This window comes from Lentilactobacillus dabitei (assembly GCF_019061365.1).
Lineage (GTDB): Bacteria > Bacillota > Bacilli > Lactobacillales > Lactobacillaceae > Lentilactobacillus > Lentilactobacillus dabitei.
In genome coordinates this window covers 1-25,851 of the sequence record NZ_JAHPPD010000036.1, presented here as the reverse complement: position 1 = coordinate 25,851, position 25,851 = coordinate 1, and the positions used below count along the sequence as shown (strand labels likewise).

The window sequence follows — 25,851 nt, the reverse complement described above, 5'->3', positions numbered from 1 at the left end:
GCAAACATCATTTTACAGAAATTTGGCCATGGGCCATTCTTTATTTAATTAGTGTTGCACTTAAAGTGTAAATTCAAGCCATTTAGTTGTTTCCGCTTCCAGACCCACTATACTAAAGGTGCAAGTGAAATAATCATGATAGGAGGTTTCATGATACTATGACACAATTATTTGCTAGTCCAAGCACCTATATTCAGGGTCCAGGTGAATTGTTCGACAGTTCATCTTACATCGAAAAATATGGTAAAAAGGTCTTACTTCTCTCGGATTCAAACGTTCTGAAAATTGTTGGTAATGAATTTAACGAGTACTTAGAAAAAAATGGGTTTGATGTCAACCTGGTCACCTTTAAAGGTGAAGCTTCCGAAACAGAAATTGATCGAGTGACGAAGATTGGTCAAGATAGCCAAGATCAGATCATCATCGGCCTGGGCGGCGGAAAGACCGCCGATTCAGCAAAGGCCATTGCTGACAACTTGGGAATTGCCGTAATGATTGCCCCAACGATTGCCTCAACCGATGCACCATGTTCACGACTTTCAGTTATTTATACCGATGAGGGGCAATTTGATCACTATCGCTTCTATAAAAAGAACCCAGAAATTGTTTTGCTGGACACCAAGGTTATTTCCGGCGCCCCAGTTCATCTCTTAATTTCTGGCATGGCCGATGCATTAGCTACCAACGTTGAAGCAACCGATGTTCGGACCGCCAATGCCAATAACATGTTGGGCGCTAAACAAACCATCGTGGCCGGCTCAATTGGCCAAGCTTGTGAAGATACGCTCTTTGAATACGGTCCATTAGCAATTTCTGCCAACAAGCAACACGTCGCTACGCCTGCTTTGGATAAAGTGGTTGAAGCAAACACTTTATTGAGTGGCCTTGGCTTTGAAAGTGGTGGCCTAGCAGCGGCTCATGCGATTCATAATGGCTTCACCGCATTGTCCGGTGATATTCATCACTTAACTCATGGTGAAAAAGTCGCTTATGGTACACTGGTGGAATTGATCCTCGATGGCAGTGACAAGAAGCGCTTCGAAAAATTCCTGAACTTTGACTTGAAGCTTGGTCTACCAACAACCTTAGCCGACCTTCACCTTGGTGATGCTTCAGATAAGGACTTAATGAAGGTTGCCACCCAAGCTTGCGACGAAAACGATACGATGAAGTGCATGCCAACTGAGATTACACCGGATGACGTCTTTGCCGCCATCAAGGCTGTGGACCAATATAGTTCGGATTATCAAGGGAACGAATTTAAAGAATAATGGTTCGCTAAAAAAACTCAATTAATGACATTAAAAAAGTATCTACGATTTGAATTCGTAGGTACTTTTTTAATCGACATATATCCATGTTAGTTATTCATAATCTCAATCAGTTCGTTAATCTTTTCAGGTGAAACACCCATCGTCGTCGCAGCTCGCAGCGGCATATTCTGAAACATCTTGGCAGTGGGATCATTGTCATCAGCTAGCTTACTGAAGATGTCTGATAAGCCAGCTTGTTTGACGGCCTCGGCGAACTTATCCTGCTTAATCAAATCACCAATGTAAGTTCTCTGATCCACTTTGATCGGTCGTTCCGGTGTCCAATTCAGCTCAATCATTTTATTCAATCGAATATCAGCACTGCTTGACCCTACAAGAATTTCATACGCACCGTTATCAAGCTGCCAGTTGGCAATTTTCGGATTATACCAGCTAAATGCGCGCTGATCTAAATCAAAAGTAACCACTTTTTCCTCACCAGCGGCCAGGGAAACCTTCACAAAATTTACCAACGTCTTCACCGGTTTCTCAATTCGGCTAGTCCGATTACCAACGTAAATTTGGACAGCCTCGGCACCTGAACGGGAACCAGTATTTGTAACCCGCAGGCTCCCTGACACGTGATCAGCGCCAACTTTGAGTTGTAAATCGTCATACTTGAAAGTCGTGTAGCTCAGTCCAAAACCAAACGGGAACTGGACCGGCTGCTTCTTTTTATCATAGTAGCGATAACCCATGAATAAGCCTTCACGATAATTTTCTTCATCCGGATCCGCATCAAACGTTAGGTAACTTGGTGTATCTTCCAACCGTAATGGGAAAGTTTCAGCCAATTTACCTGAAGGATTTACGTTACCGCTTAACACATCCCAAGCGGCCTCACCCACTGCTTCACCAGCTAAATAAGTTTCCAGTGTGGCGGCAACCTTGTCAATCCAAGGGGTTCGGATCGCCGAACCGTTTTGCAACACCACAATCACCTGATCGTTAACTTGACTCACCGCGTCAATTAACTGATTTTGGTTGGCAGGAAGATCAATACTAGTTTTATCAAAGCCTTCCGATTCCATTCGCTCTGGATAGCCGGCAAAAATAATGACTTTGTCAGCGAATTTAGCAGCCGAAACCGCCTCCGCAACAGCTGTTGAATTGACGTCATCAGTCGCCAGCGAATAACCAGCCACATAGGTCGCATCTGGGCGAACCTGATTGATCGCTGCCAGTGGGGTGACCAAATGATGAGCGTTAACGTGAGAGCTGCCACTGCCCTGATGGCGTGGCTTTTCAGCGAGTTCACCAATCACCGCCAGCTTTTCACCTTCATTAACTGGTAAAACATGATGTTCGTTTTTCAATAACACAAAACTATCCGTTGCCAATTTCCGGGCAAATTCATGCTGCTCGTCCATGTCGTACGAGCCGCTTTGGTCAGCATCATCAGGTTGCCAATTTTTAATCATTTTCAGAACTCGGTTAACCGCGCGATCCAAATCTTTTTTGGGTAACGATCCGTCTTCAACAGCGGCCACAATTTCGTCAACGGACTCGGTGCCCTTACCAGGCATTTCCAGATCTAAGCCGGCTTTGACAGCAGCCGTATGATCAGCTACCGCGCCCCAGTCAGACATGACCAGTCCCTTAAATCCCCATTCATCACGCAAAATTTTCGTTAACAAGCGCTGATTCTGTGAATTGAGGGTGCCGTTGATTTCATTATATGAACACATGATTGTGGCTGGATCAGCTTGTTTAACGATCTTTTCAAAGGTTGCCAAATATAGTTCCCGCAACGTTCGTTCGTCGATATTTGAAGATGAAGTAAACCGCTGATCCTCGCGGTTATTAGCCGCAAAATGTTTGACGCTGACCCCAGCGCCTTCAGATTGGACTCCCTTAACGTAGGCAGCCGCTAATTCACCCACTAAATAGGGATCTTCAGAAAAATACTCGAAGTTTCTGCCAGCAAGCGGGCTACGTTTTAAATTAATCCCCGGTCCCAGCAAAACTCCCAGTTTCTCAGCTTTAGCGGCAACTCCTAAATGTTCGCCAAGTTGGTTAAGGCGTTCGCGGTCAAACGAACAGGCTGTCAGCGCCGATGCTGGAAAACAAACCGCTTCAACACTATCGTTAATATTGGTTTGCTCTGAGGTCCCAACCTGTTTTCGCAAGCCAGATGGCCCGTCAGACATCATCATTGGTTTTAAACCAAGCCGCTCAATTGTGGCCGTGTACCAGGAATCTTTGCCTGACACGAGAGCAGCCTTTTCTTTTAAGGTTAGTTGATTGATTAAATCGTGATCTAATTTCATGTGAGTATCACTTCCAATTTGTTTGTGTGTTGGTTATGTTGGTGACTGGTAAAACGAGTGTACGTGGGTATTTTTGTCAAAAAAATAGATTATATGGATTAGGGTTGATCTGCATAGCATAAGTCGGCTTCAACACAAATTCCAAAAACCGGAATTTCTGTTGAAACCGGCTTATGCTCCGACTTCTAACCGCTTTGCTACGCACACTATCCTAATGGTGAAAAATCAATCTAACTCCCTTCATATCCAAAGCCTTATGGATTGCCATTGAGGCGCCTCCTAGTAAGGTTGCCAAGTTTACATCCTTTGACATAACCAGTGGCGGTACCAGCGGCATGAAGGTTAATTTCATTTGAATATTTTTCAAAACTTCTGGGATTTGTTCAATTAATGGTGAATTGAAAAAGATCATTTGCGGATCATACGCTGCAATCAGATCCGCCGTTACTATCGCCAGGTGGTAGCAGAAATCTTCAATCAACTCTGCAACGTCTGGATCACCATGATTATAATCGTTGATTAGGTCTGCCAGTGCATAAGCCTGATTCTTTTTGAGGGCACCGGCTTTCTTGATAATTCGGGTTTGGGACCATTCCGAATCAAAGTTTGGCAGCGCAGTTAGCCGTCTTTTCTTTCGGCCTTCATCCTGAATAATAATCCGGCCAATTTCACCGGCTTGACCATAATTCCCCGTATACAGCTGCGTATTCAAGATGATACCAGCCCCAATTCCTTCGTGGATACTAACTGAGACGATATTTTGCAACTCCTGCTTACTAAAATCTTGTTCGAAAATTGCAGACAGGTTCGCTTCGTTTTCCAAAATGACTGGAACTGAATACTTATCCCGGAAGAAGCCCACCAGGTCAAAATCATCGTAATCAGTAAACGGTGAAGTAATAATTTCACCATCATAAACCACTCCAAAAATCGCAATTGAAATTGCCAGCAGACCGTTGACCGAATCAAATTTGGGTAACTGATTGATTTGTTCTTCCATCATTGCTGAAATTTGAGAAATTGATTGGTTATTAATCGGCTGGATGCTGTGTTCAAGCGTCCGCCCGTCCAGCTTGGTTGCCAACATCTCGAGTTGGTGTCCGGAAATGCTGAAATTGATAACGTAACCATATGAAGCATTAAACTCGACAAGTTCAGGCTTTCTGCCGCTTGTTCCGGTAGATTTGTCTTCGCCTAGGCTGTTGACCAATTTTCGGTCAATAAAGGTACCGACAATGTCTGAAACCGACATTTTATTCAAACCCAACAATTTTGACATGTCATTGCGAGAAATCGGTCCATTATTGATAATCGCTTGAAGAACCGTTCGTTCATTATGATTTCTCATCACTTCTTTATTAATAATCAATGTTACCCACTCACTTTTTTGTTATTGGGATTAGGACAGCTCCTCCAAGCAGAAGTCTGCATGTAAGCACCACCGAGAAAAATTCCAGAACCAGGAATTCTTCTCGGTGGAGACTTACACTCCGACTTCTAACCGCTTGGATCCGCTCACTCTCTTAGAACAGCTCCTCCAAACAGGGATCTACATGTAAGCACCTTATCCAGAAATCCAAGTCCAAGATTCCTCAGGCATCATAGCCAAATGGTGCTCCGCAAAGCAGAAATTTCCACATAAGCACCTCAACCACAAATTCCAAAACCGGGAATTTCTGGTTGAGGAGACTTATGCTCCAATTTCTAATCGCTTAGCTCCGCTCACTAAGCTTCTTCATTTTCCTTCTTATGTTTAGCTGCCAAATCCGTTTGCATCTTCTTTTCGATACTATCAACATGATAGAACATCAAGGCAATTGCGGAAAGGGCAAATCCCAATAATGGCACCCAAATATAGTTCATTTCAATTCCGTGTAGTGACGCAGCGGATTGGGTCTTATTGGCAACGTAACCCGTAACTGACAGAATCCAACCTGTAATGACACCACCGATTCCCATTCCAAGCTTGGCACTGAAGCTTGAGAATGAGGTTACAATTCCTTCGGCCCGGACACCGTTCTTCCATTCGCCATAATCCACGGCATCCGCCAGCATAACAGCGATCAAGCCGGAAACATACCCGGTACCAAGATAGCCGATAATCGTGGCAATAATAATGATCGTCACACTCAAGTGAGTCGCCCCAACGCTTAACAATAGTTGGCCGGCAACTGCCATAATCATTCCCGCTAACATCGTATTTCGTTTTCCAATCAGTTTGGAAGTCAGTGGTGTTAAAACAACTGCTAACAGTGAGACAAATTGCAAACTCAAGACAAACGAAGCCAAACCGGCATTATTCATGTTGTATTTGAAGAAGTAAACCGTCACTTGAGAACGGGTCTGCATCCCCATCCAGTAAATGAAGTTGATAAAGATGATGATTGCCCAAGGCCAGTTACGCTTGAGCGCCTTTAGTGATTCTTTGATCGGAATTGATTGACGCGAACTCTTGGTTTGAACCCGTTCCTTCGTGTTCTTAAAGACAACCGCAAAGATCAGGACAACCACGATTCCAACAATTAATGCCCAAATGAACCAACCATGAGCACTAGTTGTGGAACCACCGCCAAAGAAGGCAACCATGGTCAAGGTAATTCCAGTAATGATCGCAGCGCCGGCGGTTCCCATAAATTGGCGAATCGTTGATAAGGTTACTCGTTCTTGGGGATTGCTGGTCAATGATGGCAAAATCGAAGTAATTGGAATGTTAACTGCCGAATAAAGAACATCGACACCAATATAGGTAATATAGGCCCAAACGAGCTTACCCGTTAAACTCAGGTTTGGTGTGGTAAATACCGAAACACAGAAGACCGCAAATGGAATCGAGAACCACAACCAATACGGCCGGCTCTTCCCCCATTTCGTATGGGTATGATCAATCATGATGCCCCAGAAAGGACCGTCAAAAGCATCAACTATCCGGGCAACTAGGAACAACGTCCCCACTGCAGCGGCACTAATTCCAAATGTATCCGTATAGAAAATCATTAAATAGGTTCCCACCATTTGAAATGATAGGTTACAGGCAAAATCACTTAAGCTATATGAGAATCGTTCATTCCAGGGCACCATGTTCTTGAGAGCAGCTGTGGGCTTTGGCTTGGACGCTTCACCATTGGAAACTGTTTGCTTCATAATGAACACCTCGTCAGTTTTGTTTAACATTAATAAATTCAACTTTCGAATTGAATTATATTGTAACCGATTACATAAGTCAATAATATTTGGCATGCTTTTTTTAGCATAGAAGTTATTCCAACGAGATCCCCACTATTATAGCAACATCACAAACGTTTTCTGATGAAAGCGTTGACAAACATTTTCGGAACAATTACACTGTTGGTGACGATTAATAAATTCAACTTTCAAATACAAATTCAGAGGTGTCGCTTTATGAAGTTTACTGATGGTTACTGGTTGACTCGACCTCAATACGAGATTCAGTCGCCAAAAGAAGTTTTTGATTATCGAAAGACCGACGATTCATTAACGCTCTACGCACCATTTAATAAGATTAACGATCGCAATGACGAACTGAACCTGGGAATGACAACGATTAAGTTGACCTCCCCTGTTGAGGGTGTGATCGGGGTTAAATTAACCCACTTTGATCAAAACAATCCTGGGCCTTCATTTGAATTGGAAAATGAACATCCTAATGTTGCCATCGAAACCGGTGATAAAGAATTATCGTTCAAATCCGGTTCATTAACCGTAAAAGTACCGTTTAAATCCGATTTCGAACTCGATTTTCTCCATGAAGATAAGGTGATTACGAAATCGATGGAGAAGGCTGAAGGGGTCATTCATGATAAGGACACCAATAAGCATTACATGCGGGAGCAGCTCTCCATGGGCGTCGATGAACTGATTTATGGCCTCGGCGAACGCTTTACTGCCTTGGTTAAAAATGGCCAGTCCGTAGACATTTGGAACCGGGATGGCGGTACTGGTAGCGAACAAGCTTACAAAAACGTGCCATTCTATTTGAGCAGTGAAGGTTACGGTGTCTTCGTTGACCAACCGGAAAAAGTATCGTTTGAAATTGCTTCGGAAAACGTTGACCGCACCCAATTTAGTGTTGAGGGCGAATCCTTGCAGTACTACGTGATTGATGGGCCGACGCCAAAAGATGTCTTGAACAAGTACACCCGCTTGACCGGCCAAATTTCACTACCACCCGCTTGGTCATTTGGCCTTTGGTTATCAACCTCATTTACCACCGACTATCGGGAAGAAACCGTTATGAAGTTCATTGATGGCATGCGTGACCGCAAGATTCCATTAGACGTTTTCCATTTCGACTGCTTCTGGCAAAAAGGCTTCGAATGGTGTAACTTCCTTTGGGATCCTGAACAATTCCCCGATCCAGAAGGCTTAATCAAAAAGATCCATGACCGCGGGATTAAGGTCTGCGTTTGGATCAATCCTTACATTGCCCAAAAATCGCCGTTGTTTGAAGAAGGCCGTCAAAATGGCTACTTCATTAAACGTGAAGATGGCAACGTTTGGCAATGGGATCTCTGGCAAGCCGGAAATGGTTTCGTTGACTTCACGAATCCTGCCGCCGTTAAGTGGTACCAAAGCAAGTTAAAGGCCTTACTTGACATGGGCGTTGACTGCTTCAAGACCGACTTTGGTGAGCGAATTCCGGTTGAAGACGCCGTATTCTTTGACGGTTCCGATCCGAAACGTGAGCATAATTACTACACTTATCAATATAATGAAGCGGTTTATGACTTGCTCAAACAAGAAAAGGGAGCCGACCAAGCGGTTGTCTTTGCCCGTTCAGCGACTGTTGGTTCGCAAAAGTTCCCAGTTCATTGGGGTGGCGACAACCTTTCCCGCTACAAATCAATGGCCGATTCCCTTCGTGGCGGCCTCTCATTCCTCGTTTCCGGCTTTGGCTTCTGGAGCCATGATATCAGTGGATTCGAGGAACATGCGACGCCAGATTTGTACAAACGGTGGACCCAATTTGGCCTCCTATCGTCTCACTCCCGTTATCACGGCAGTGTTCAGTACAAGGTGCCGTGGTTGTTTGATGAAGAAGCGGTCGAAAATACCCGCAAGTTTGTGGATTTGAAGCTCTCCTTGATGCCTTATCTTTTCGATGAAGCTGTTAATACGCATGAGACTGGCACGCCATTGATGCGGCCTGCATTCCTGGAATTCACCAAGGATCGCAACACTTACTTCCTTGAGCATGAATACATGCTTGGCAGTAAGTTACTGGTTGCGCCAATCTTCAACGCGGAAGGCAATGTTAAGTACTACCTGCCAGCTGGCAAATGGACCAACATTCTCACCGAAAAGACGTATGACATCTCAAAGGGTGGCGAATGGCTCGCTGAACAATATGACAACTTAAATCTGCCATTGTTGGCCCGAGAAAACAGCATCATCTTGAGAAATCCGGCTGCGGGACACGCCGAGTATGATTACACGGATGCTCCTGATATTAACGTTTACGAAATCTTAGACGGTGCCGAAGCGACAACCAGAGTCGTTGACCAGCATGGCGCCCACGCAGGTTCTGTATCTGTCACTCGCCAAGGTAATCAAGTGACCGTTACGACCAAAGGCTTGAAGGGTAACTCAAAAGTCTTGATTCATATGGATAGTGACGTTAAAGAGTTCGTGATGGCTGGTAAAGAATCAACGTTTAATATCTAACGATTCTGACTAAAAATCGATACAAATTAATCTTGATTATTACAAAAAGGAGTTTCTAATGGCTGTATGATGCCATTAGAAGCTCTCTTTTCGTTAATAGTGATATCTAGCTTGATAAACAAGGATTCGATCGGTTTCAACGCCGTAAATCAATCGATTTTCCTGATCAATTCTACGGGACCATTTTCCTGAGTAATCAAATCTAAGTAGTTCCGGCTTTCCAATCTCCTTAAATGGTGTTTCGGAAATGTTTGCTAAGAGCGACTTGATTCTTTGAACTTTTTTCTCATCGTGCTTTTTCCAATAACGCAAATCGCTTAATGCTTCGTCCGTAAAGTAAATTTCTCTCATAGGTCTTTAAGATCGACTTTCGTCAAGTTACCCTGCTTGGCTTCTTCAATTGATTTATCAAGGTGGTTTCGGTTAGTTGGGTTACCGACCACATACATATTCTCAATTAAATTGTCGTAATCGTCTTGACTCATAACCACTACATTTCTACCATGAGGTCGAGTAATTGTCAGATTATCAGAATCATCAACAACTTTATCAAGGTATTTCCGGATATTATTTCTAAAATCAGTCATGTTGGTTGCTTCCAAGTTAGCCGCCTCCCATAATTTGTACTCAAAGTATATAACGGTTCGCTTATTTTGTACAGAATAATGTACGTAATAGTTAAATCGGTTTGAATGATTTCTCAAAAATTTCAAGCGCAATCTGAATAAACCATCAAAAAGTCCTTCTGGCCATTTACTGACCAAAAGAACTTTTTTACTACCAGAACACAATTTTATGATTCTTGAACGTGCTTCTCACCTTCATGATACCCTTTGATAAATTCGGACAACTCGACCATCTGATTGTCAGTCACCGTATTCCCGAACTTAACCAAGCTTTCTGGATAATGACGGAAACCACGGTTCTGCTCATGATCACGGACTGCTTGTTCGAAGCCCATCTGGTAATCACTTTGAGTTGCAGTAGCCGAACTATGATCACGATGAGTCGAACTGTCTGCCCATTGCTGGTAGTCGGTTTTGGCACTATCGTAATTGCCTTGTTCATAATTTTTCTTCACGTAGTCATGCAATTCGCTTAATTTCTTTAATGCGTCCATGTAGCACCTCTCCTCGTATTTGCAATCATGATCAAATCCATATCGTACTTTCCTTTTTAATAAAATTAGCACCGTTTGTTTATCACGATATAACTAACCGGTAATTTTATGGGGTTAATTATACCCCCCATTTGAAAATGAAAAGTGCTTTTAGCCTTTATTACAAGAACGGCCGTTATCGCACACACTCTCCATGCTACTGAATGCATTTTTTACTCGTTTTGTTTAAGCCGGTCTCGTACCCACTCTTGTATCTCTCTTAAGTCGTCATCTGTCGCCAAATCACTGATAAAATGCTTCGTAATTGAACGTTTATTTAGATATTGCATCCGTTCACGATTCTTCTTCCGCCATCGTTCGTTGGCTTCCCGTTGTGCTTCCGTGTACCTTTGCTTTGCCATATTTATCACCTTATGATATTATTGTATATGAAAAGTAGCTGCTGGAAGTCCCTCCAACAGCTACAAGCGTGAATTAGAATGATGAGGCTGGCTAATCGTTATTAACGGTTAGCTTTTTTTATATTCCTATACGCAATTGATAGACACACAACCCCACGACAAACGATATAAAACGTCGTGGCGCAAGTTATTGCGAGCGGATAAGATACCTCCGACCCATTCACTTCGACATGGCAACCACCTCCGTGAATTAGAATAATTGAGGGGTGTAGACCATTCGAAATTCACTAGGCTAGCAGGCCAAGTAATGAACTGAACTTACTAACTTGATTATATCATATACTCATATGAGTGTTTATACAAGTACAACCCAAAGCAACTGCTTACAAAAAATAGAACCCCATCGCCCTCTGAGTGATGCGGCACTATCTAACAATACTTTCTGAAAGGTATTAGACCAATCATTGACCATAACTTCTGGTCGGTATAACATTTCGTTTCGTTCTTCTGTTGAGTGGTACTGACAAGCTACACGGATCTAAGCTCGATGACTTAGCGCCTACACATTACTGTATATCTTTCACTTGCCTAACAGGTGATTAGCCTATTCACCTTCCACTATTATTATACTTCGAATTGGCAATGGCTTTCAATTGATTTGCCTACCGAATTATTTAACGTTAACTCCGAGCAATCCAATAAGCGAAGCAGCTTGGAACTGATTAATCGTCAGTCCCTTTAAATCATCCGGGTTCACTTCCAGATAGCCAAACTCACTTTGGGACAGATCGACTCCTTTAAGCTTGGTGTCGACGAAACTGGCTCCTTCAAAATTGCAGCGGCTAGTTTTGAGCCCACCAACCAATTTAAGGTATCTAAAGTAGACTTCTTTGAAGCTGGAATTGGTGAAAGTGCAATGATTCAACTTGGAACCGCTAAAATTAGCATAATCAACTCCGGAATCATTAATGGTACAATCCTTCCAATTATTCTCCTGAAACTCGACCCCAATCAGCTGACAGCTTTCAAATTGATCCCGATAGAAGGTACTCCCCTCAAATCGGTCATTGGCAAACGAACTATTGTTAAAGGTACAATCAAGCCATTCACTGCCGCCAAAGTTATCCTGCTCAAATTGGCACTGTTTAAAAGTGACATCAGACACCCGGATTTCCTGCATTGAGGTTGCAAATCGACAATTCTCGTAAGTATTACCAGGCTCAATGTCTTCAAATGTCAGTTTTTTCCCAATGATTGTCATTTTGGCCTCTAACTACAAAATCGGTGATAATAAGCGACTAAACGTTTGCTTAAACTTGAGCCATAGCGATTGTTGCTTAAACCGTTCAGGCGTTTGCAAGGTACTTTCGTCCATGTCGTTCAAGAAAATGTCGCGCATTTCTGTTGAGAATTTTTGATCATAAATAAACGAGTTGATTTCAAAGTTCAACTTGAAGCTGCGGTAGTCCAAGTTGGCTGACCCCACCGAAGAAATTTCATCGTCGATGACCATCGTCTTCGAATGGATGAAGCCATTATTATAGAAGTAAATTTTAACCCCTTCTTCGGCCAATTGGTGAGCATAGTACTGGGTGGCCCGGTAGACAAACGGATGATCCGGCATGCTGGGAACCATAATCCGAACATCAACGCCGGACATGGCGGCAATCCGCAACGCATCCAGCACACTGTCATCTGGGATTAAATACGGCGACTGAATCCAGCAATAATCGTTAGCCATCGTGATCAGCTTAATATAGCCCATCTTAATCTGCTGCAAGTCCGAATCCGGCCCACTGGAAACGATTTGCATGTTAACATTACCTTTAGTGGTCGTAACTGGGAAGTATTTCGCTTCAACTTCCTCTTCATCAATTTGATCCCGGGGACTGGTTGCGTTCCAATCAAGAATGAAGCGCGCCTGCAGGCCAAAAACACCGGACCCGATAATGCGAATGTGGGTATCACGCCAATTGCCGAACTTTTTCTTGCGGCCGAGGTATTGGTCGCCAATGTTGAAGCCACCGGTATAGCCGATGATCCCATCAACCACGATGATCTTTCTGTGATCACGAAAGTTAATCCGGAAATCCAAGACAACTGAGCGGGTGTTCAAGAATGGAAAGGCGTGGCCGCCCGCATCAATTAATGGCTTGAAAAATTTGCGGGTTGTTCCCATTGACCCCCAAGAATCGTAGATGACCCGGACTTCAACGCCCTGCTTGGCTTTTCGGACTAAAAGGTCAAGAATTTCATTACCAATTTTATCGTTATAAAACGTGTAAAATTCAATGTGAATGCTCTTTTTGGCGCCCTCAATGTCTTCGATCACGCGGTGAAAGAGATCATTGCCATTCGTAAAAATGTGAACTTTGTTTTGCCGGGACAAGAAAGCAGCATCTGTTGTCATGAACATATCAACGGCTGTCCGCGACCGCTTAACGACTTCATCGGCGGGCGTCTTGGCATTGTGACCCAATTGTTTTCGCTGTTCATTCAGTCGTTCATCCAGCTGCATTTGCATGTGCTTATGTAATTTGAATAACCGATTTTTAGGCAGCTTTCTGCCAAGAAAGGCGTAGGCAATGAAACCAACTAGCGGCAAAAAGACCAGCACCAGCAACCACGCCCAGATAGCAGCAATGTCTCGTTTCTCCCTAAACACGGTAAAAATAGCAAAAATTGCGTTGACCACAACGATGATGTTGAAGATCAATGACCAATCAATATTCATATTTTCCTCCTGACGGCCATTTTTGGTCTAAAATAAGATTACAACTGTTAGTATACTAGAAAGAAGCCAAAAATTATGAATATATTTAATTTTTTTGTTGTAGGAATTCACGGCTTCCACTCCGTGTATTTTCTCCATTTGATTTTTAGAGAACAACCATTAATCGGTTTTGGGCTTATTTTTGCCCTGATTTTATATTTGATTTATCGCCGAATGAATCGGTAGAATGCGTCACAAAACAATGCTCATTAGATTTTCATATGAGAATAGTAGCGCCAAGCCAACCTCGTTGAATAAACAGGTTGGTTTTTGATTCTGCAAAAATGGATTAGGCTACACGGGCGAACCGTGCTTCGACGGCCGCGTTAACGCGCCTAGCCTACTTGGCGCAAAGCAGAAGTCTGCACATATGCCCCTCCCAGCGTAAATTCCCAAAACCGGGATTACCGGGTTAGGCTACGTTGCCGAATGGTGCTTCGCAAAGCAGAAGTCTGCACACAAGCCCCTCCCAGCGTAAATCCCCAAAACCGGGATTTACGGATTAGGCTACATTGCCGAATGGTGCTCCGCAAAGCAGAAGTCTGCACACAAGCCCCTCCCAGCGTAAATCCCCAAAACCGGGATTTACGCTGGGAGGGGCTTGTGCTCCAACTTCTAACCGCTTTGCTACGCACACTTTTTTCTTGCATTACCCATCTCAACGACCTATTATAGATAAGTCGCTTCGACACATTAACAAATGGAGGTTTCACTTTGTACGAACTCTTAATTCTTGGCATGCTGACCTCACGCGACATGTCAGGTTATAAATTACGAGGGATTTTAGAAAGTAGTCTGGTTCCTTGCCGAGAAATTTCCAATGGCGTGATGTACCCACTGCTTCAGAAATTAGCAGCGCATGATTACATCGAATTTAAAGTCATTGAAAAGAATCACCGCAATAAAAAGTTGGCCCATCTTACCGATCTCGGCGCCAAACGGTTTACCGAACTCATGGCGGAACCGGTCGCCCAAGACGCCAAACGCGAATCAATTTTTCGCTTTAAGTTTCGAGGAATGGCTGGCGTTGATCCAGCTACCCAGTTGCGAATTTTCAATGAGTACGCGAACTCAGTTCAAGCTGATTTACAGGCCTATCAAACCGTCCATGATCATTTACATACTCTAATGGACAGCGATCCAGACAACCGCGATCATCTCCGCTGGGCAATCCGCTCACTTAATTTAAGCATTTCAATCTGCCAGGCAAAACAACGTTGGGTTGAAAAATGTCGCCAAGAAATCAATCAGAACAGAGGAAAAACAAATGAAGAAGCAAACTAAAACACAGCAATGGATCGCCCTCACCGCAATGGGGCTCGGCGTTTTCATGGGATTACTTGATGTCACTGTCGTCAACGTGGCCTTACCCACAATGGTCCGCGGGTTTAAAACCACCTTTACGGATTTGCAGTGGGTGTTAAACGCCTACACCTTGGTTTATGCTGTCACATTAATGATTATGTCCAAATTAGGTGACATGTACGGTCGCAAAAAAATCTTCTTGGGCTCACTCATTTTATTTGTGGTGGCATCCGCAATCAACGGAATGGCACCTAATTTACTAATCCTAGACATCGGTCGTGGAGTTCAGGCAATTGGTGGTGCTGGGATGACGTCTCTTTCAATGGCACTAGTTGCCTCTAACTTTGATGGCAAAGATCGTGGGTTGGCCCTTGGAATTCTCGGCTCCATTATCGGGGCCTCTGCTGCTTCGGGACCGTTAATTGGTGGTTATTTGGTTGAACATTTTGGCTGGCCATCCATTTTCTACGTCAACGTTCCGTTTGGCATCATTGCCGTGATTTTAACCTTGATTTATGTGCGGGAAACCCCAAGTTATGGGAAGAACCACAAAATTGACTTGGCTGGGATGATCACTTCAGCGATCGGGTTGTTTGCGGTGATCTATGGCTTGATTGTTAAAGAAAGTCACCCTCACTGGTCATGGCTCGATGCCCGGGTTAGTGGCTTGCTTGTCGGCGGGGTCTTAGTCATGATCGTGTTTGTCTTCATTGAAACCAAAGTTGGCGATCCAATGATTGATATCAAGATGTTCAAACGTCCTCATTTCTTAGGAACCATCATCATTGCTTTCGCATTAGGTGCCGGAATCTACGCCTACAACGCCTTTTTAACGGCCTTGATGCAAAACTACATCGGTTACTCAGCCGTCCAAACTGGAGTCCGCCAGTTGACCATTAGTGGTTGGTCGCTGGTACTGGGCCCAGTTGCCGGTATTCTCAGTTCTCGCTTCTCGAAAAAGTGGATGATTGTTGGCAGTATGGTTATCGGCGGGATCGGCTTCTTCGCCATGGCTTACGCAATCAGTCCAACAGTTAGTTTCGTTGAATTGTGGCCAGGAATGGTACTGATGGGGATCACCAACGGAATGGTCAACCCATTACTGAACACAGCTGGCATGGAAGGCGCCCTTCCCCAAGAAATGGGCATGGTCTCCGGCCTGCTTAACGTCTTCCGCCAGTTTGGAACAACCGTCGGCGTGGTTGGCTTGGGATTAATCCAAGATGCCCAATATGAAACTCATTTAAATAATCATCTGCACCTCATTCAGATGCCGGCTAAAGTCGTTAATGGGATCAAAGATGCGTTAGTCAACGCCGGGCCATTTTCCGGTCACACGATCGCGTTCTCAGCCCGCATGCAGCAAATGCCATTTGCCTCAACACTTCAAAAAATCGTCATCGCTGCCTACGATAACGGCATGGCGGCAGTAGCAATTTCTTCTGGGGTCCTTGTGCTTTTTGGGGCATTAGGGGCGGCAATTTTGATGAGAAACCGGATTGCGAGCCAGGATATTGAGCTAAAACAGGATAAATAATTGATAGATACTTAATGAGAGTCAACCCCCATACGGATTTGGCTCTCATTTTCGAATTGGGCTATAGTAATCTGGCAAATTTCAGCCGCCAATTTAAGTGTTGGACCGAGATGCCCCCTCACGCATTTAGAAAAAACTCAGGGTTTCTATTCGACAAGCGCTTACATTTCCTCTAAAATTAACTCATTAAATAAGTTATTGGAGGATTATCATGACTGCAACTGAAAAAATGCTTAGTGGCAAAATCTATGATACTGGCGATCCCAAACTAGCTGGGGAACGAGTGGCTGCCCATCGACTCTGCCAACGATATAACAGTTTAGACGAAGAAAAAGTTGATCAGCGCAACGCCATTTTAGATGAGCTGTTACCCAACCACCAAGAAGGCACCTTTATTCAGGGGCCTATGTTCTTTGATTATGGGAAATATACTGACACTGGCAAAAACTTTTACGCCAACTTTAATTTTACCGTTCTAGATTCTGGCCCCATCAAAATTGGTGATGATGTTCTAATTGGCCCTAACGTGACGTTGGTGACTCCCGTTCACCCTTTGCGTTTCCAAGAACGGAATATAAAAACCAAGCCGGATGGCAGTCAATATGACGATGAATACGCCAAGCCAATAACGATCGGCAGCAACTGCTGGTTAGCCAGCAACGTGACAGTCATTGGTGGCGTTACAATTGGTGAGGGTTGTGTCATCGGTGCCGGCAGCGTGGTTACCCGGGATATTCCAGCGAATTCATTTGCAGTCGGCAATCCCTGCAAGGTGATTCGAGAAATTACTGAAAAAGATGATATTCACTTAAAAAAAGACCGATTTTAAAATAAAGTGCCAAGCAAAATTGAGGAAATTCCTTAATCTTGCTTGGCACTTATTTGATTTTATCCCAGGTTCAATATACGACATATTTTTCTATATGTCGTGTGTATCAATTACTTAACTAAATTAGCGATACAATTCCGGTCGCCGGTCTTCAAATACCGGCATGAAACCGCGGGCATCATCAGTTTCGTTAGTATCGATCGTTACCGTTTTGAGTTGTGGCTGATCGTTTAACGTTACGATTTCATCGCCCATCGGATTATAAATGCCGGAATGGCCACCAAATGGATTATCCGGATCACTGCCAACCCGATTAACGGCAACCACAAAGCTCTGATTCTCGATAGCCCGAGCCGCCAGTAGTCGCCGCCATTGATTCATTCGAGCAGTCGGCCATTCAGCAGGCACAAAAATAATCCGGCTGTCATCTAAGCTGAGGGTTCGCAACCATTCCGGAAACCGAATGTCGTAGCAGATCACACTCGTCGCATTGATCCCCTTCACCTGAAAATGATTCTCTTCGTGACCAGCTGCCAAATATTTATCCTCATTCATCAGGCCAAATAAATGAACTTTATCATACGAGGTGAGTAAATCACCATCCGGGCCAAAAATATAGGTCGTATTATAAAAAGCCCCATTCTTGGCCGTCGATACTGAACCGCCATGAATGGTAATCTGATACTTTTTTGCTAACTGGGCTAATAGCGCCTGAGTACGATCGCCGTTCTGGTCGGCAACCTCGTTAAGGCGGGTCAAATCGTAGCCGGTATTCCACATCTCTGGAAACACCACAATATCGGCGTCTTCCTGAGCAGCCTGTTTAACTGCTGGTTCAATCTGGGCAAAATTTTTATCTGGATCACCGAAGTAAACGTCTAGTTGGGCGAGTGAAATGGTTACTTTCATTAGATGCCTCCAATATTCTCCTAATTTCTTAACACTAAAATGCTGATGAGTTGAAATTCAATGAGACTTGCTCAATCCGAGCACCGGATGAGGTTGTCGAATTTCGTGCCCCTTACTTGGACCGAAATTTGAAAATGCAATTTCTTTCTGCTTTAGGGATTTCAATCATGACATTCTCCTCCCTCTGGCAGATAATCTTCGTACTGTCTCAAATCCATTCCCGCAGATGAAAAGTAGTCTTCAACTTGGGGAATCAGAATAATCTGCCCATTATCCTGTTTGATTGAATAATAGGCTTGACCAACCTTAACATCAAGATACTTCGGTAACGTGATTGTGGTTTGAGTTTCCTTGCCTGCGAACCTTTACAAGTCCATTTTCAGTTGGTATCTTCATAGATATTTTCCTATGTTAACGAGTATTTGCCAGTACATACCAATTGCATTATATCGTGATTAAATTCAAAGTTTAAGTATTCGGTTCTGACTTTTTATATTATAGCCGTGATCGCAGCTACCAACCCAAATATGACCCCGGGCACATCGGCAACAATCAAAATCCAATCTCGTTTAGGTTTAACCCAACCATAAGCAACCCACAATGCTGCATTGATGGCTGCGCAAAACGGCTGGATAAATGACGTTGGATTACCGTTCAAATTTTGCACGATTTCTCCTATGTATGAGATGTACATGATCATATTGGCAATCGTCGCAATATCACCCACGATCCTGTCCTCACTTAAAATATGTTTATTGGTGTGTACTGAATGGCCGCCTGGGTGGCTCAACTGATTTTGCACTAAATTCCCTCCATTGATTTTCAATAACTGTTTCCTATACGTTCCGTGATACCACTTCTATATGAGGAAAGCTAGTCGATTTGGAGATTGTACCTCACGATTTGGCGAATCAATTCGGCGGGTAATGGCTTGTTGACGGGAAGTTGGATGGCTCCTTTGCTCGTTTGATATTTCGTTAACTGAGTGGCAAATTCGACAATCGCTTTAGAACCCGGATAAATGCCCAAGTGACGTTTAAAATTGGCAAAGTGGATAATATTTCTGTGAAAGTAAAAGGTTGGCATCCCATATGATATTTTTTCAGTGGTACTTTTTGGCATTTCTGCGGCAATGATTTGATACAGTTCGTTGAGTTGAGATTGCCGATCTACCGGCTGTTTGGTGATGTAGGCTTTGATAACTTTTTTCATTTTTGGCACCCTCTCTGATTATCATTGAAAATTATTTAATTAAAATCTGTTGACAATCTAATTATAAAGCTCTAATATACAAAGCAACAATTAATTCGTCCATAAAACCGATGAAGTGGAGATCAAGATTATTGTGCACGCACAGAGAGCTGCCGTTGATGGGAGTGCAGCCGAACGCAGATAATTAAATGGACCACTGAGGGTTTTCCCGAAAGTTCTCGAGTACGGAAAAACGTGTTGGCATACGTCAGTTGTCGGAGGGATGTTAGTCTCTCGCTAAGCGTAATTAATTGGGGAACTTAATAGATGATTTTTATCTACCCTGATTAATTGAACTAAGGTGGCACCGCGGAATAATCCGTCCTTAACTTGTATAAAGTTATGGACGGATTTTTTTGTGGCCAGAGTGTGACGAGAACCGCATCTGGTTCGTTGAAACACATTTTAGCTAGATAACATTCAACCAATCAATTTTCCTGGAGGCCTTTCAAATGAATACCAAAGAAATTAAACGATGGCGATTCACATACTGAATTTCAATCAATATAAAATTAGACACTTATACTAGGACAGCTCCTCCAAGCAGCAATCTGCATATAAGCACCTTCTGCAAAAATCCCCAAACCAGGATTTCTGCAGAAGCAGACTTATATTCCGATTATTCCCGCTTGGATCCGCTCACTATTTTTAGGACAGCTCCTCCAAGCAGGGATCTACATGTAAGCACCTCAAACAAAAATTCCCAAAACCGAAATTTCCGTTCGAGGAGACTTACACTCCGATCCCTAACCGCTTGGATCCGCTCACTATACTAGGACAGCTTCGTAAAGCAGAAGTCTGCGTGTAAGCACCACCGAGAAAAATTCCAGAACCAGGAATTTCCCTCGGCGGAGACTTACACTCCGACTTCTAACCGCTTTACTCCGCTCACTAAAAATTGGAGGCACATATCATGATCAAACAAGCCATTGAAAAAGTTGTTCACCACGAAGATTTAACCTTTGCTGAAAGCCAAACCGTACTTGATGAAATTATAAACGGCGAGACTTCCGAAATTGAAACTGCCAGTCTTTTGACTGCTTTAACCGCTAAAAATCCAACTATCGACGAAATCGCCGGAGCTGCTTCATCGATGCGAAATCATGCACTGAAGTTCCCTGCCACTAAAGATGTCTTAGAAATTGTTGGAACCGGTGGTGATCACGCCAACACCTTCAACATTTCAACCACCAGCGCTATCGTCGTTGCCGCAACTGGTACCAAGGTTGCCAAACATGGTAACCGGGCCGCTTCATCTAAGAGTGGTGCCGCTGATGTCTTTGAAGCCCTTGGCCTCGACATCAACGAAGATCCCGCTACCAGCTTTGACAGCTTGAAAGCAAACAACCTCTGCTTCTTATTTGCTCAGGAATACCACAAGTCCATGAAGTATGTTGCCCCAGTTCGCAAGCAATTAGGCATCCGCACCATCTTCAACATCTTAGGGCCACTGGCTAATCCAGCCCACCCCACTCGCCAACTTCTCGGCGTTTATGATGAAGACCTGCTTGAACCGTTAGCAAACGTCCTCAAGAAGTTAGGCGTTAAAAATGCCATGGTGATCCACGGCCGTGATGGCTTGGATGAAATGACGGTCGCAGACGAAACCGCCGTCGTTGAATTAAAAGATGGCAAATTAACCAAGTACGTCTTAACCCCAGAACAATTTGGCTTCAAGCGAGCTAACCGCCAAGACCTGGTTGGTGGCACACCTGATGATAACGGTCAAATTACCCGCGATATTCTGGCTGGCAAGAAGGGGCCAAAGCGTGACATCGTCTTACTAAATGCCGGTTCTGCCCTACACCTCGCTCACCCAGAACTTTCAATTCAAGAAGGAATTGACTTAGCTGCCAAGACAATCGACACCGGCAAAGCTCAAGCAGAATTAAACAGCTTGATTGCCTTTTCAAACAAGCGCAAGGACGTGGTGGCATGATCCTCGACGATTTAGTCACCGCAACCAAGTCGAGGCTTGCTGAACATGAAGCGGAACTTCCACTGAATCAGTTAAAGCAGCGGGTTGCCCAACTTCCAGCCAGCAGCAAGCCCAATTTTCTGAGTATCCTGAAACAGCCCGGTTTGCACGTCATCTCCGAAGTTAAAAAATCCTCCCCTTCTAAGGGAACGATTGTCACTGACTTTCCATACTTGCAAATTGCCAAGGCTTACGATGCTGCTGGGGCGGATGCAATTTCAGTGTTAACCGAACCTGATTATTTCAATGGGCGGCTCAATTACCTGAAAGAAATCAGCCAAGCAGTCTCAGCACCGACTTTACGCAAGGATTTCACCATTGATCCTTACATGATTTACGAAGCCAAGGCTAATGGGGCCTCAATCATCTTACTAATCGTTGCCATCGTGGACGACCAGCAGCTCAAAGAATACCGTGAATTAGCCGAAAGCCTCGGCATGCAGGCAATTGTTGAAGCGTACACCGATGATGAAGTGACCCGCGCATTGAAGTCTGGCGCCAAGATCGTCGGGATCAATAATCGGAATCTCAAAGATTTCCACGTTGATTTTAATAACAGTCTCAAGCTCAGGGCAATGGTCCCAGGATCCATCCCAGTCATTGCCGAGAGTGGGATCAAGACTCAGGCGGACGTTGCTCAATTAGCTGCTGCCGGCTTCAACGGCATCCTCATGGGGGAAACCTTAATGAGATCCGCCAATAAACAAGCATTAATCAAGTCGTTCAAGGAGGCTTAATAATGGTCAAAGTTAAAATTTGTGGCTTAATGCGCCTTCAAGATATTCAAGCAGTGAACGCTGCTGAAGCTGATTTTGCCGGCTTTGTGTTCGCCCCAAGTCGGCACCAGGTTTCGTTGACAACGGCACTGGCGTTGCGTCGGCATCTGAATCACAACATCCCAACCGTTGGTGTCTTTGTCAACGAGTCAACCGACGACATCTTGGCCAGTTACCATGCGGGGGCCATCGATATTGCCCAACTTCACGGGAAAAGTACTCCTGGAGAAATTGCCAAGCTCCAAGCTGCCGGCCTCAAAGTCATTCAAGTTTTTGAACGGCAAGCCATTGATTTAACGTCCCAAGCAGACTACTTGATGGTTGACAGCGGCAAAGGCAGTGGGCAAGTGCTCAACTGGCAGGTAATCCCTGAAATTGACCGGCCCCTCATTTTAGCTGGCGGCCTAACCCCTACCAATGTCAATCACGCCATTAGCATCGTCCACCCAGATATTGTCGATGTTTCCAGCGGCGTTGAAACCAATCAATTAAAAGATCCAACTAAAATAACTGAATTTATAAAAAATGCGAAAGAGGAAGTTGTGCTATGACAAAATTAAAAGAAGAAACAAAAGATAACCGCGCTGGCATTTATGCCGGTACATATGGCGGTCAATACATTCCAGAAACATTGATGACCGAATTAGAAAAGGTCGATAAAGCCTTCCATACATTGAAAGATGATCCAGATTTTAAGGCAGAATTGCATGACTTGCTCGTCAACTATGCCAACCGCCCATCATTGCTCTACTACGCTAAAAACATGACCGAAGACCTCGGTGGCGCCAAGATCTATCTCAAGCGCGAAGATCTAAATCACACTGGTGCTCACAAAATTAACAACGTGATTGGCCAAGCCTTGTTAGCAAAGCACCTCGGCAAGAAACGTTTGATCGCCGAAACCGGTGCCGGCCAACATGGCGTTGCCACTGCCACAATTGCCGCATTGTTTGGCATGGAATGTGAAATTTTCATGGGCAAGGAAGATACTGATCGTCAAAAATTAAACGTTTATCGCATGGAACTCTTAGGGGCGAAAGTTCATCCCGTAACCACCGGTTCAATGGTGCTAAAAGATGCCATTAACGCGGCCTTGCAAGAATGGGCAACCCGTTGCGAGGACACTTTCTACGTCATGGGTTCAGCTGTGGGTCCTTACCCATTCCCAGAAATGGTCAAACATTTCCAAAGCGTCATCAGTAAAGAATCAAAGGTTCAATTGAAGGCCAAAGAAAACACCCTGCCTGACATGGTTGTTGCCTGTGTTGGTGGCGGTAGTAACGCCATCGGTAGCTTTGCCGACTACATCGACGACCCCAGCGTTAAATTAGTTGGGGTGGAAGCCGCTGGTAAAGGCGTTAACACCGATAAAACCGCCGCAACTATTGAACGCGGGTCAGTTGGGATCTTCCATGGCATGAAATCATTATTCCTTCAAAATGACGATGGCCAGATCAACCCAGTTTACTCAATTTCAGCAGGATTGGATTATCCGGGAGTTGGTCCTGAACACGCTGCCCTCGCCAAAGAAGGCCGGGCTCAATACGTTGGCATCACTGACGACGAATCCGTTCAAGCCTTTGAATACATCGCCAAAGAAGAAGGCATTGTTGCCGCTATTGAAAGCTGCCACGCCATTGCTTACGTTGAAAAGGTTGCCCCAACCATGACTAAGGACCAAATCATCGTCTGCACCCTCTCTGGACGGGGTGACAAAGACGTTGCCAGCATCGCCAAATATAAAGGAGTCGATATTGATGAGTAATCTCGCTAACATTTTTAAAAACCATAAAGCTTTTATTCCATTTGTCGTCGCTGACGATCCCGATTTTGACACGACGGTTGCCAACATCGTTGCATTAGCTGAGGGTGGCGCTGACATCGTTGAAGTCGGCATCCCCTTTTCCGACCCAATCGCCGACGGCCCCGTCATCCAATCGGCAGATCTACGCGCGTTTGCGGCAGGGGTTCGAACCAAGACCGTCTTTGAAATTGTAGAAGCGGCTAGGAAACAAACCGACGTGCCAATTGTCTTCTTAACTTATTTAAATATCGTCTTCAAATATGGTTACGAAGCTTTCTGCAAAAAGTGTCAGGAATTAGCCATCTCTGGCCTCGTTATTCCCGACATGCCCTATGAAAGTAAAGCCGAGATCATGCCGGCTGCCAACAAATACGGTATCGATATTATTCCATTAATTACGCCAACGTCTGGTCACCGAATCGAAAAAATTGCCAAGGACGCCAGCGGCTTCATCTACGTCGTCTCATCACTCGGAATCACGGGTGAACGAAACGAATTCTTCAACGGCTTGAAGGATCTGGTTGCCGAAATCAAGCAATATACCGACGTGCCAACCGCAATTGGCTTTGGTGTCCATACACCTGAACAAGCCAAAGAAATGGCCACCATTGCCGATGGCGTGATCATCGGTAGTGCAATTGTTGATATCGTTGACAAACAAAAGCAAAATGCCCCTGAAGCGGTTGAGAAATTTACGAAATCGATTCGGAGCGCAATTAATGAAAGTAATACCCGAAAAGCAACTGTTTGATGAATCAAAAGACTGGGATAATGGGCATTTTGATCCCAGAATTTAACGAAACGGACCAATTATTCCTGATTTTGGAATAGTTGGTCCGTTTCATTAAATTCTGGGATCAGCCGTTTGGCACAGCTTTAATCAAAGTATCAGCGGCGATCCAAGTTGATGATTACCGATTGGAAGTTAATCTACATCCCAGCCCCTAAGTCTAAGAATAGTTGCCCTAAGTAAGATCGCTACCCCACAGAGAATTTAACGCTGGCGGATTTGTACCAACCCCTATCAGTCCGTTTTAATGTTTCTTGGCAATCAGTTCCCGCTGGGCTCGGGCAATTCGTAATAACAACTTTGCTTCGGCGGGATTATCAGCCTGATTCGCAAACTTTTGCAGCAAGCCATCATTGACATGGGCATCGGTAATTTTCCCAGATTCATCCTGAATGGTTTTAGCTTTTTTTCCAATCTTACCAGCCAGTTTGGGAGCAAAGTCGGCAAAATACGTGGCGGAATATCTTAATGTTTTCGCTTTTTTACGAATTTGGTGAACCCGGAGATAATCGTTAAAGTCCACTCGCTGATAATTACGAACGACTTTGTCACCGCGTCGCTTCAGTTCACGAAATACATATTGATTCCAATTAGTTGTTCGATCGAATGCCAAGGACGCCAAGTGTCGTTTCACATTGTCCAAATCCGCAACCAATTGATGTTGAACATTGTCGGTCAGGACTCGCTGCATTTCCGCATCACGCTTGGCATGAAAATCCTGAAACAAGTTTTGATAATCACTCCCACTATCTGGATGGGCATAAGCAAAGTCACCAGCCTGGACAATCAACACATCTAATTCCCGCAGTGGGCCAAAGATCATTGCAGCAGCACTTAATGTCTGATCAATGTCTTCAAACGTCGTCTGCGGAATTTCTCGCTTCAAAAATTTAAATAATCCCCGTAAAGTCCGAATTGCCACCCGTAAATCATGCACCCGATCCGCGGAATATGGATTGTTTCGAAACCGCTTTAATTCCGTTTGAATTAAATTAAATTGTTGGGATAAAATAGGCTGAACTGATTTCATTATTTGACCTATACCCCCAAAGTTAAAGTAAAAACTTTAGCTTTGGAGGTATTTTTTATGACTAAGATTTCAAAAGAAACAAA

24 protein-coding genes and 1 other annotated feature are annotated in these 25,851 nt (G+C 44.2%); of the genes, 10 read left to right on the top strand and 14 right to left on the bottom strand.

Translation table 11 applies throughout. The features are described from left to right. Positions 1-158 precede the first annotated feature (158 nt). On the top strand, positions 159-1,271 hold the full coding sequence (locus KTE19_RS07090; protein ID WP_217163581.1) for a glycerol dehydrogenase: 1,113 nt from the start codon (positions 159-161) through the stop codon (positions 1,269-1,271). 89 nt (positions 1,272-1,360) lie between these two features. On the opposite strand, the gene KTE19_RS07085 is transcribed toward KTE19_RS07090, so the two are convergent. The 3 genes from KTE19_RS07085 to KTE19_RS07075 all read right to left on the bottom strand — a co-directional run bounded on the left by KTE19_RS07085 (position 1,361) and on the right by KTE19_RS07075 (position 6,724). Beyond that, positions 1,361-3,583: a glycoside hydrolase family 3 C-terminal domain-containing protein gene (locus tag KTE19_RS07085; RefSeq protein ID WP_217341943.1), complete on the bottom strand. Its 2,223-nt coding sequence runs from the start codon at positions 3,581-3,583 to the stop codon at positions 1,361-1,363. Positions 3,584-3,794: 211 nt separating this feature from the next. Beyond that, entirely contained in the window at positions 3,795-4,952 is a 1,158-nt protein-coding gene (locus KTE19_RS07080) for an ROK family transcriptional regulator (RefSeq protein WP_217163577.1), read from the bottom strand. Positions 4,953-5,308: 356 nt separating this feature from the next. After that, complete coding sequence (locus KTE19_RS07075) at positions 5,309-6,724, bottom strand: MFS transporter (protein ID WP_249778612.1); 1,416 nt, start codon at positions 6,722-6,724, stop codon at positions 5,309-5,311. Positions 6,725-6,982: 258 nt separating this feature from the next. On the opposite strand from KTE19_RS07075, the gene yicI reads away from it, so the two are divergent. After that, positions 6,983-9,265 carry an alpha-xylosidase gene (yicI, locus tag KTE19_RS07070; RefSeq protein ID WP_217163575.1) on the top strand — a complete coding sequence of 761 codons (2,283 nt, stop codon included), beginning with the start codon at positions 6,983-6,985 and terminating at the stop codon, positions 9,263-9,265. Between the two features lie 93 nt (positions 9,266-9,358). Here the strand turns inward: yicI and KTE19_RS07065 are convergent, their stop codons facing one another. The 6 genes from KTE19_RS07065 to cls all read right to left on the bottom strand — a co-directional run bounded on the left by KTE19_RS07065 (position 9,359) and on the right by cls (position 13,520). Beyond that, entirely contained in the window at positions 9,359-9,616 is a 258-nt protein-coding gene (locus tag KTE19_RS07065) for a Txe/YoeB family addiction module toxin (protein ID WP_217163568.1), read from the bottom strand. After that, positions 9,613-9,867, bottom strand: a complete 255-nt coding sequence (locus tag KTE19_RS07060) for a type II toxin-antitoxin system Phd/YefM family antitoxin (RefSeq protein ID WP_217163560.1) — start codon at positions 9,865-9,867, stop codon at positions 9,613-9,615. The genes KTE19_RS07065 and KTE19_RS07060 overlap by 4 nt, the downstream gene beginning before the upstream one ends. A gap of 191 nt (positions 9,868-10,058) precedes the next feature. After that, positions 10,059-10,385, bottom strand: coding sequence for a hypothetical protein (locus KTE19_RS07055; protein ID WP_217163558.1), 327 nt, complete (start codon positions 10,383-10,385; stop codon positions 10,059-10,061). 212 nt (positions 10,386-10,597) lie between these two features. After that, positions 10,598-10,786 carry a hypothetical protein gene (locus KTE19_RS07050; protein ID WP_217341942.1) on the bottom strand — a complete coding sequence of 63 codons (189 nt, stop codon included), beginning with the start codon at positions 10,784-10,786 and terminating at the stop codon, positions 10,598-10,600. A gap of 670 nt (positions 10,787-11,456) precedes the next feature. Further along, positions 11,457-12,047, bottom strand: coding sequence for a pentapeptide repeat-containing protein (locus tag KTE19_RS07045; protein WP_217163554.1), 591 nt, complete (start codon positions 12,045-12,047; stop codon positions 11,457-11,459). A 12-nt stretch (positions 12,048-12,059) separates the two neighbouring features. Next, entirely contained in the window at positions 12,060-13,520 is a 1,461-nt protein-coding gene (cls, locus tag KTE19_RS07040) for a cardiolipin synthase (protein WP_217341941.1), read from the bottom strand. 753 nt (positions 13,521-14,273) lie between these two features. On the opposite strand from cls, the gene KTE19_RS07035 reads away from it, so the two are divergent. From KTE19_RS07035 to KTE19_RS07025, 3 genes are all read left to right on the top strand, one after another. Then, positions 14,274-14,843, top strand: a complete 570-nt coding sequence (locus KTE19_RS07035) for a PadR family transcriptional regulator (protein WP_217341940.1) — start codon at positions 14,274-14,276, stop codon at positions 14,841-14,843. Continuing rightward, positions 14,827-16,401 carry an MFS transporter gene (locus KTE19_RS07030; protein WP_217163548.1) on the top strand — a complete coding sequence of 525 codons (1,575 nt, stop codon included), beginning with the start codon at positions 14,827-14,829 and terminating at the stop codon, positions 16,399-16,401. The genes KTE19_RS07035 and KTE19_RS07030 overlap by 17 nt, the downstream gene beginning before the upstream one ends. Before the next feature lie 211 nt (positions 16,402-16,612). Beyond that, positions 16,613-17,230, top strand: a complete 618-nt coding sequence (locus tag KTE19_RS07025) for a sugar O-acetyltransferase (RefSeq protein ID WP_217341939.1) — start codon at positions 16,613-16,615, stop codon at positions 17,228-17,230. Positions 17,231-17,353: 123 nt separating this feature from the next. Here KTE19_RS07025 and KTE19_RS07020 read toward each other — a convergent pair whose 3' ends face one another. The 4 genes from KTE19_RS07020 to KTE19_RS07010 all read right to left on the bottom strand — a co-directional run bounded on the left by KTE19_RS07020 (position 17,354) and on the right by KTE19_RS07010 (position 19,351). Beyond that, positions 17,354-18,139 (bottom strand): carbon-nitrogen family hydrolase, encoded by a 786-nt coding sequence (locus KTE19_RS07020; protein ID WP_217163927.1) that lies wholly within the window; start codon positions 18,137-18,139, stop codon positions 17,354-17,356. Positions 18,140-18,300: 161 nt separating this feature from the next. Then, on the bottom strand, positions 18,301-18,474 hold the full coding sequence (locus KTE19_RS14330; protein WP_430673527.1) for a hypothetical protein: 174 nt from the start codon (positions 18,472-18,474) through the stop codon (positions 18,301-18,303). A gap of 155 nt (positions 18,475-18,629) precedes the next feature. Continuing rightward, positions 18,630-18,941, bottom strand: a complete 312-nt coding sequence (locus KTE19_RS07015; protein ID WP_217163924.1) for a SemiSWEET family transporter — start codon at positions 18,939-18,941, stop codon at positions 18,630-18,632. Positions 18,942-19,012: 71 nt separating this feature from the next. Further along, positions 19,013-19,351: an iron chaperone gene (locus KTE19_RS07010; protein WP_217163922.1), complete on the bottom strand. Its 339-nt coding sequence runs from the start codon at positions 19,349-19,351 to the stop codon at positions 19,013-19,015. Between the two features lie 101 nt (positions 19,352-19,452). After that, positions 19,453-19,720, top strand: a binding site (T-box leader). A gap of 583 nt (positions 19,721-20,303) precedes the next feature. On the opposite strand from KTE19_RS07010, the gene trpD reads away from it, so the two are divergent. Genes trpD through trpA form a run of 5 tightly spaced genes read left to right on the top strand, consistent with a single transcriptional unit; the run spans position 20,304 to position 24,699 of the window. Next, the gene (gene trpD / locus KTE19_RS07005; RefSeq protein WP_217341938.1) at positions 20,304-21,329 is read left to right on the top strand and encodes an anthranilate phosphoribosyltransferase; all 1,026 of its coding nucleotides are present in this window, start codon (positions 20,304-20,306) and stop codon (positions 21,327-21,329) included. Next, a complete protein-coding gene (trpC, locus tag KTE19_RS07000; protein WP_217163920.1) occupies positions 21,326-22,105 on the top strand; it encodes an indole-3-glycerol phosphate synthase TrpC in 780 nt (259 codons plus the stop codon). Before trpD ends, trpC begins: the two co-directional genes overlap by 4 nt. Positions 22,106-22,107: 2 nt before the next feature. Then, positions 22,108-22,695 (top strand): phosphoribosylanthranilate isomerase, encoded by a 588-nt coding sequence (locus KTE19_RS06995; protein ID WP_217163919.1) that lies wholly within the window; start codon positions 22,108-22,110, stop codon positions 22,693-22,695. After that, positions 22,692-23,909, top strand: coding sequence for a tryptophan synthase subunit beta (gene trpB, locus KTE19_RS06990; RefSeq protein ID WP_217163918.1), 1,218 nt, complete (start codon positions 22,692-22,694; stop codon positions 23,907-23,909). The genes KTE19_RS06995 and trpB overlap by 4 nt, the downstream gene beginning before the upstream one ends. Continuing rightward, positions 23,902-24,699 (top strand): tryptophan synthase subunit alpha, encoded by a 798-nt coding sequence (gene trpA / locus KTE19_RS06985; RefSeq protein WP_217163916.1) that lies wholly within the window; start codon positions 23,902-23,904, stop codon positions 24,697-24,699. The genes trpB and trpA overlap by 8 nt, the downstream gene beginning before the upstream one ends. A gap of 283 nt (positions 24,700-24,982) precedes the next feature. On the opposite strand, the gene KTE19_RS06980 is transcribed toward trpA, so the two are convergent. Continuing rightward, positions 24,983-25,768 (bottom strand): CHAD domain-containing protein, encoded by a 786-nt coding sequence (locus KTE19_RS06980; RefSeq protein ID WP_217163914.1) that lies wholly within the window; start codon positions 25,766-25,768, stop codon positions 24,983-24,985. Positions 25,769-25,851 lie beyond the last annotated feature (83 nt).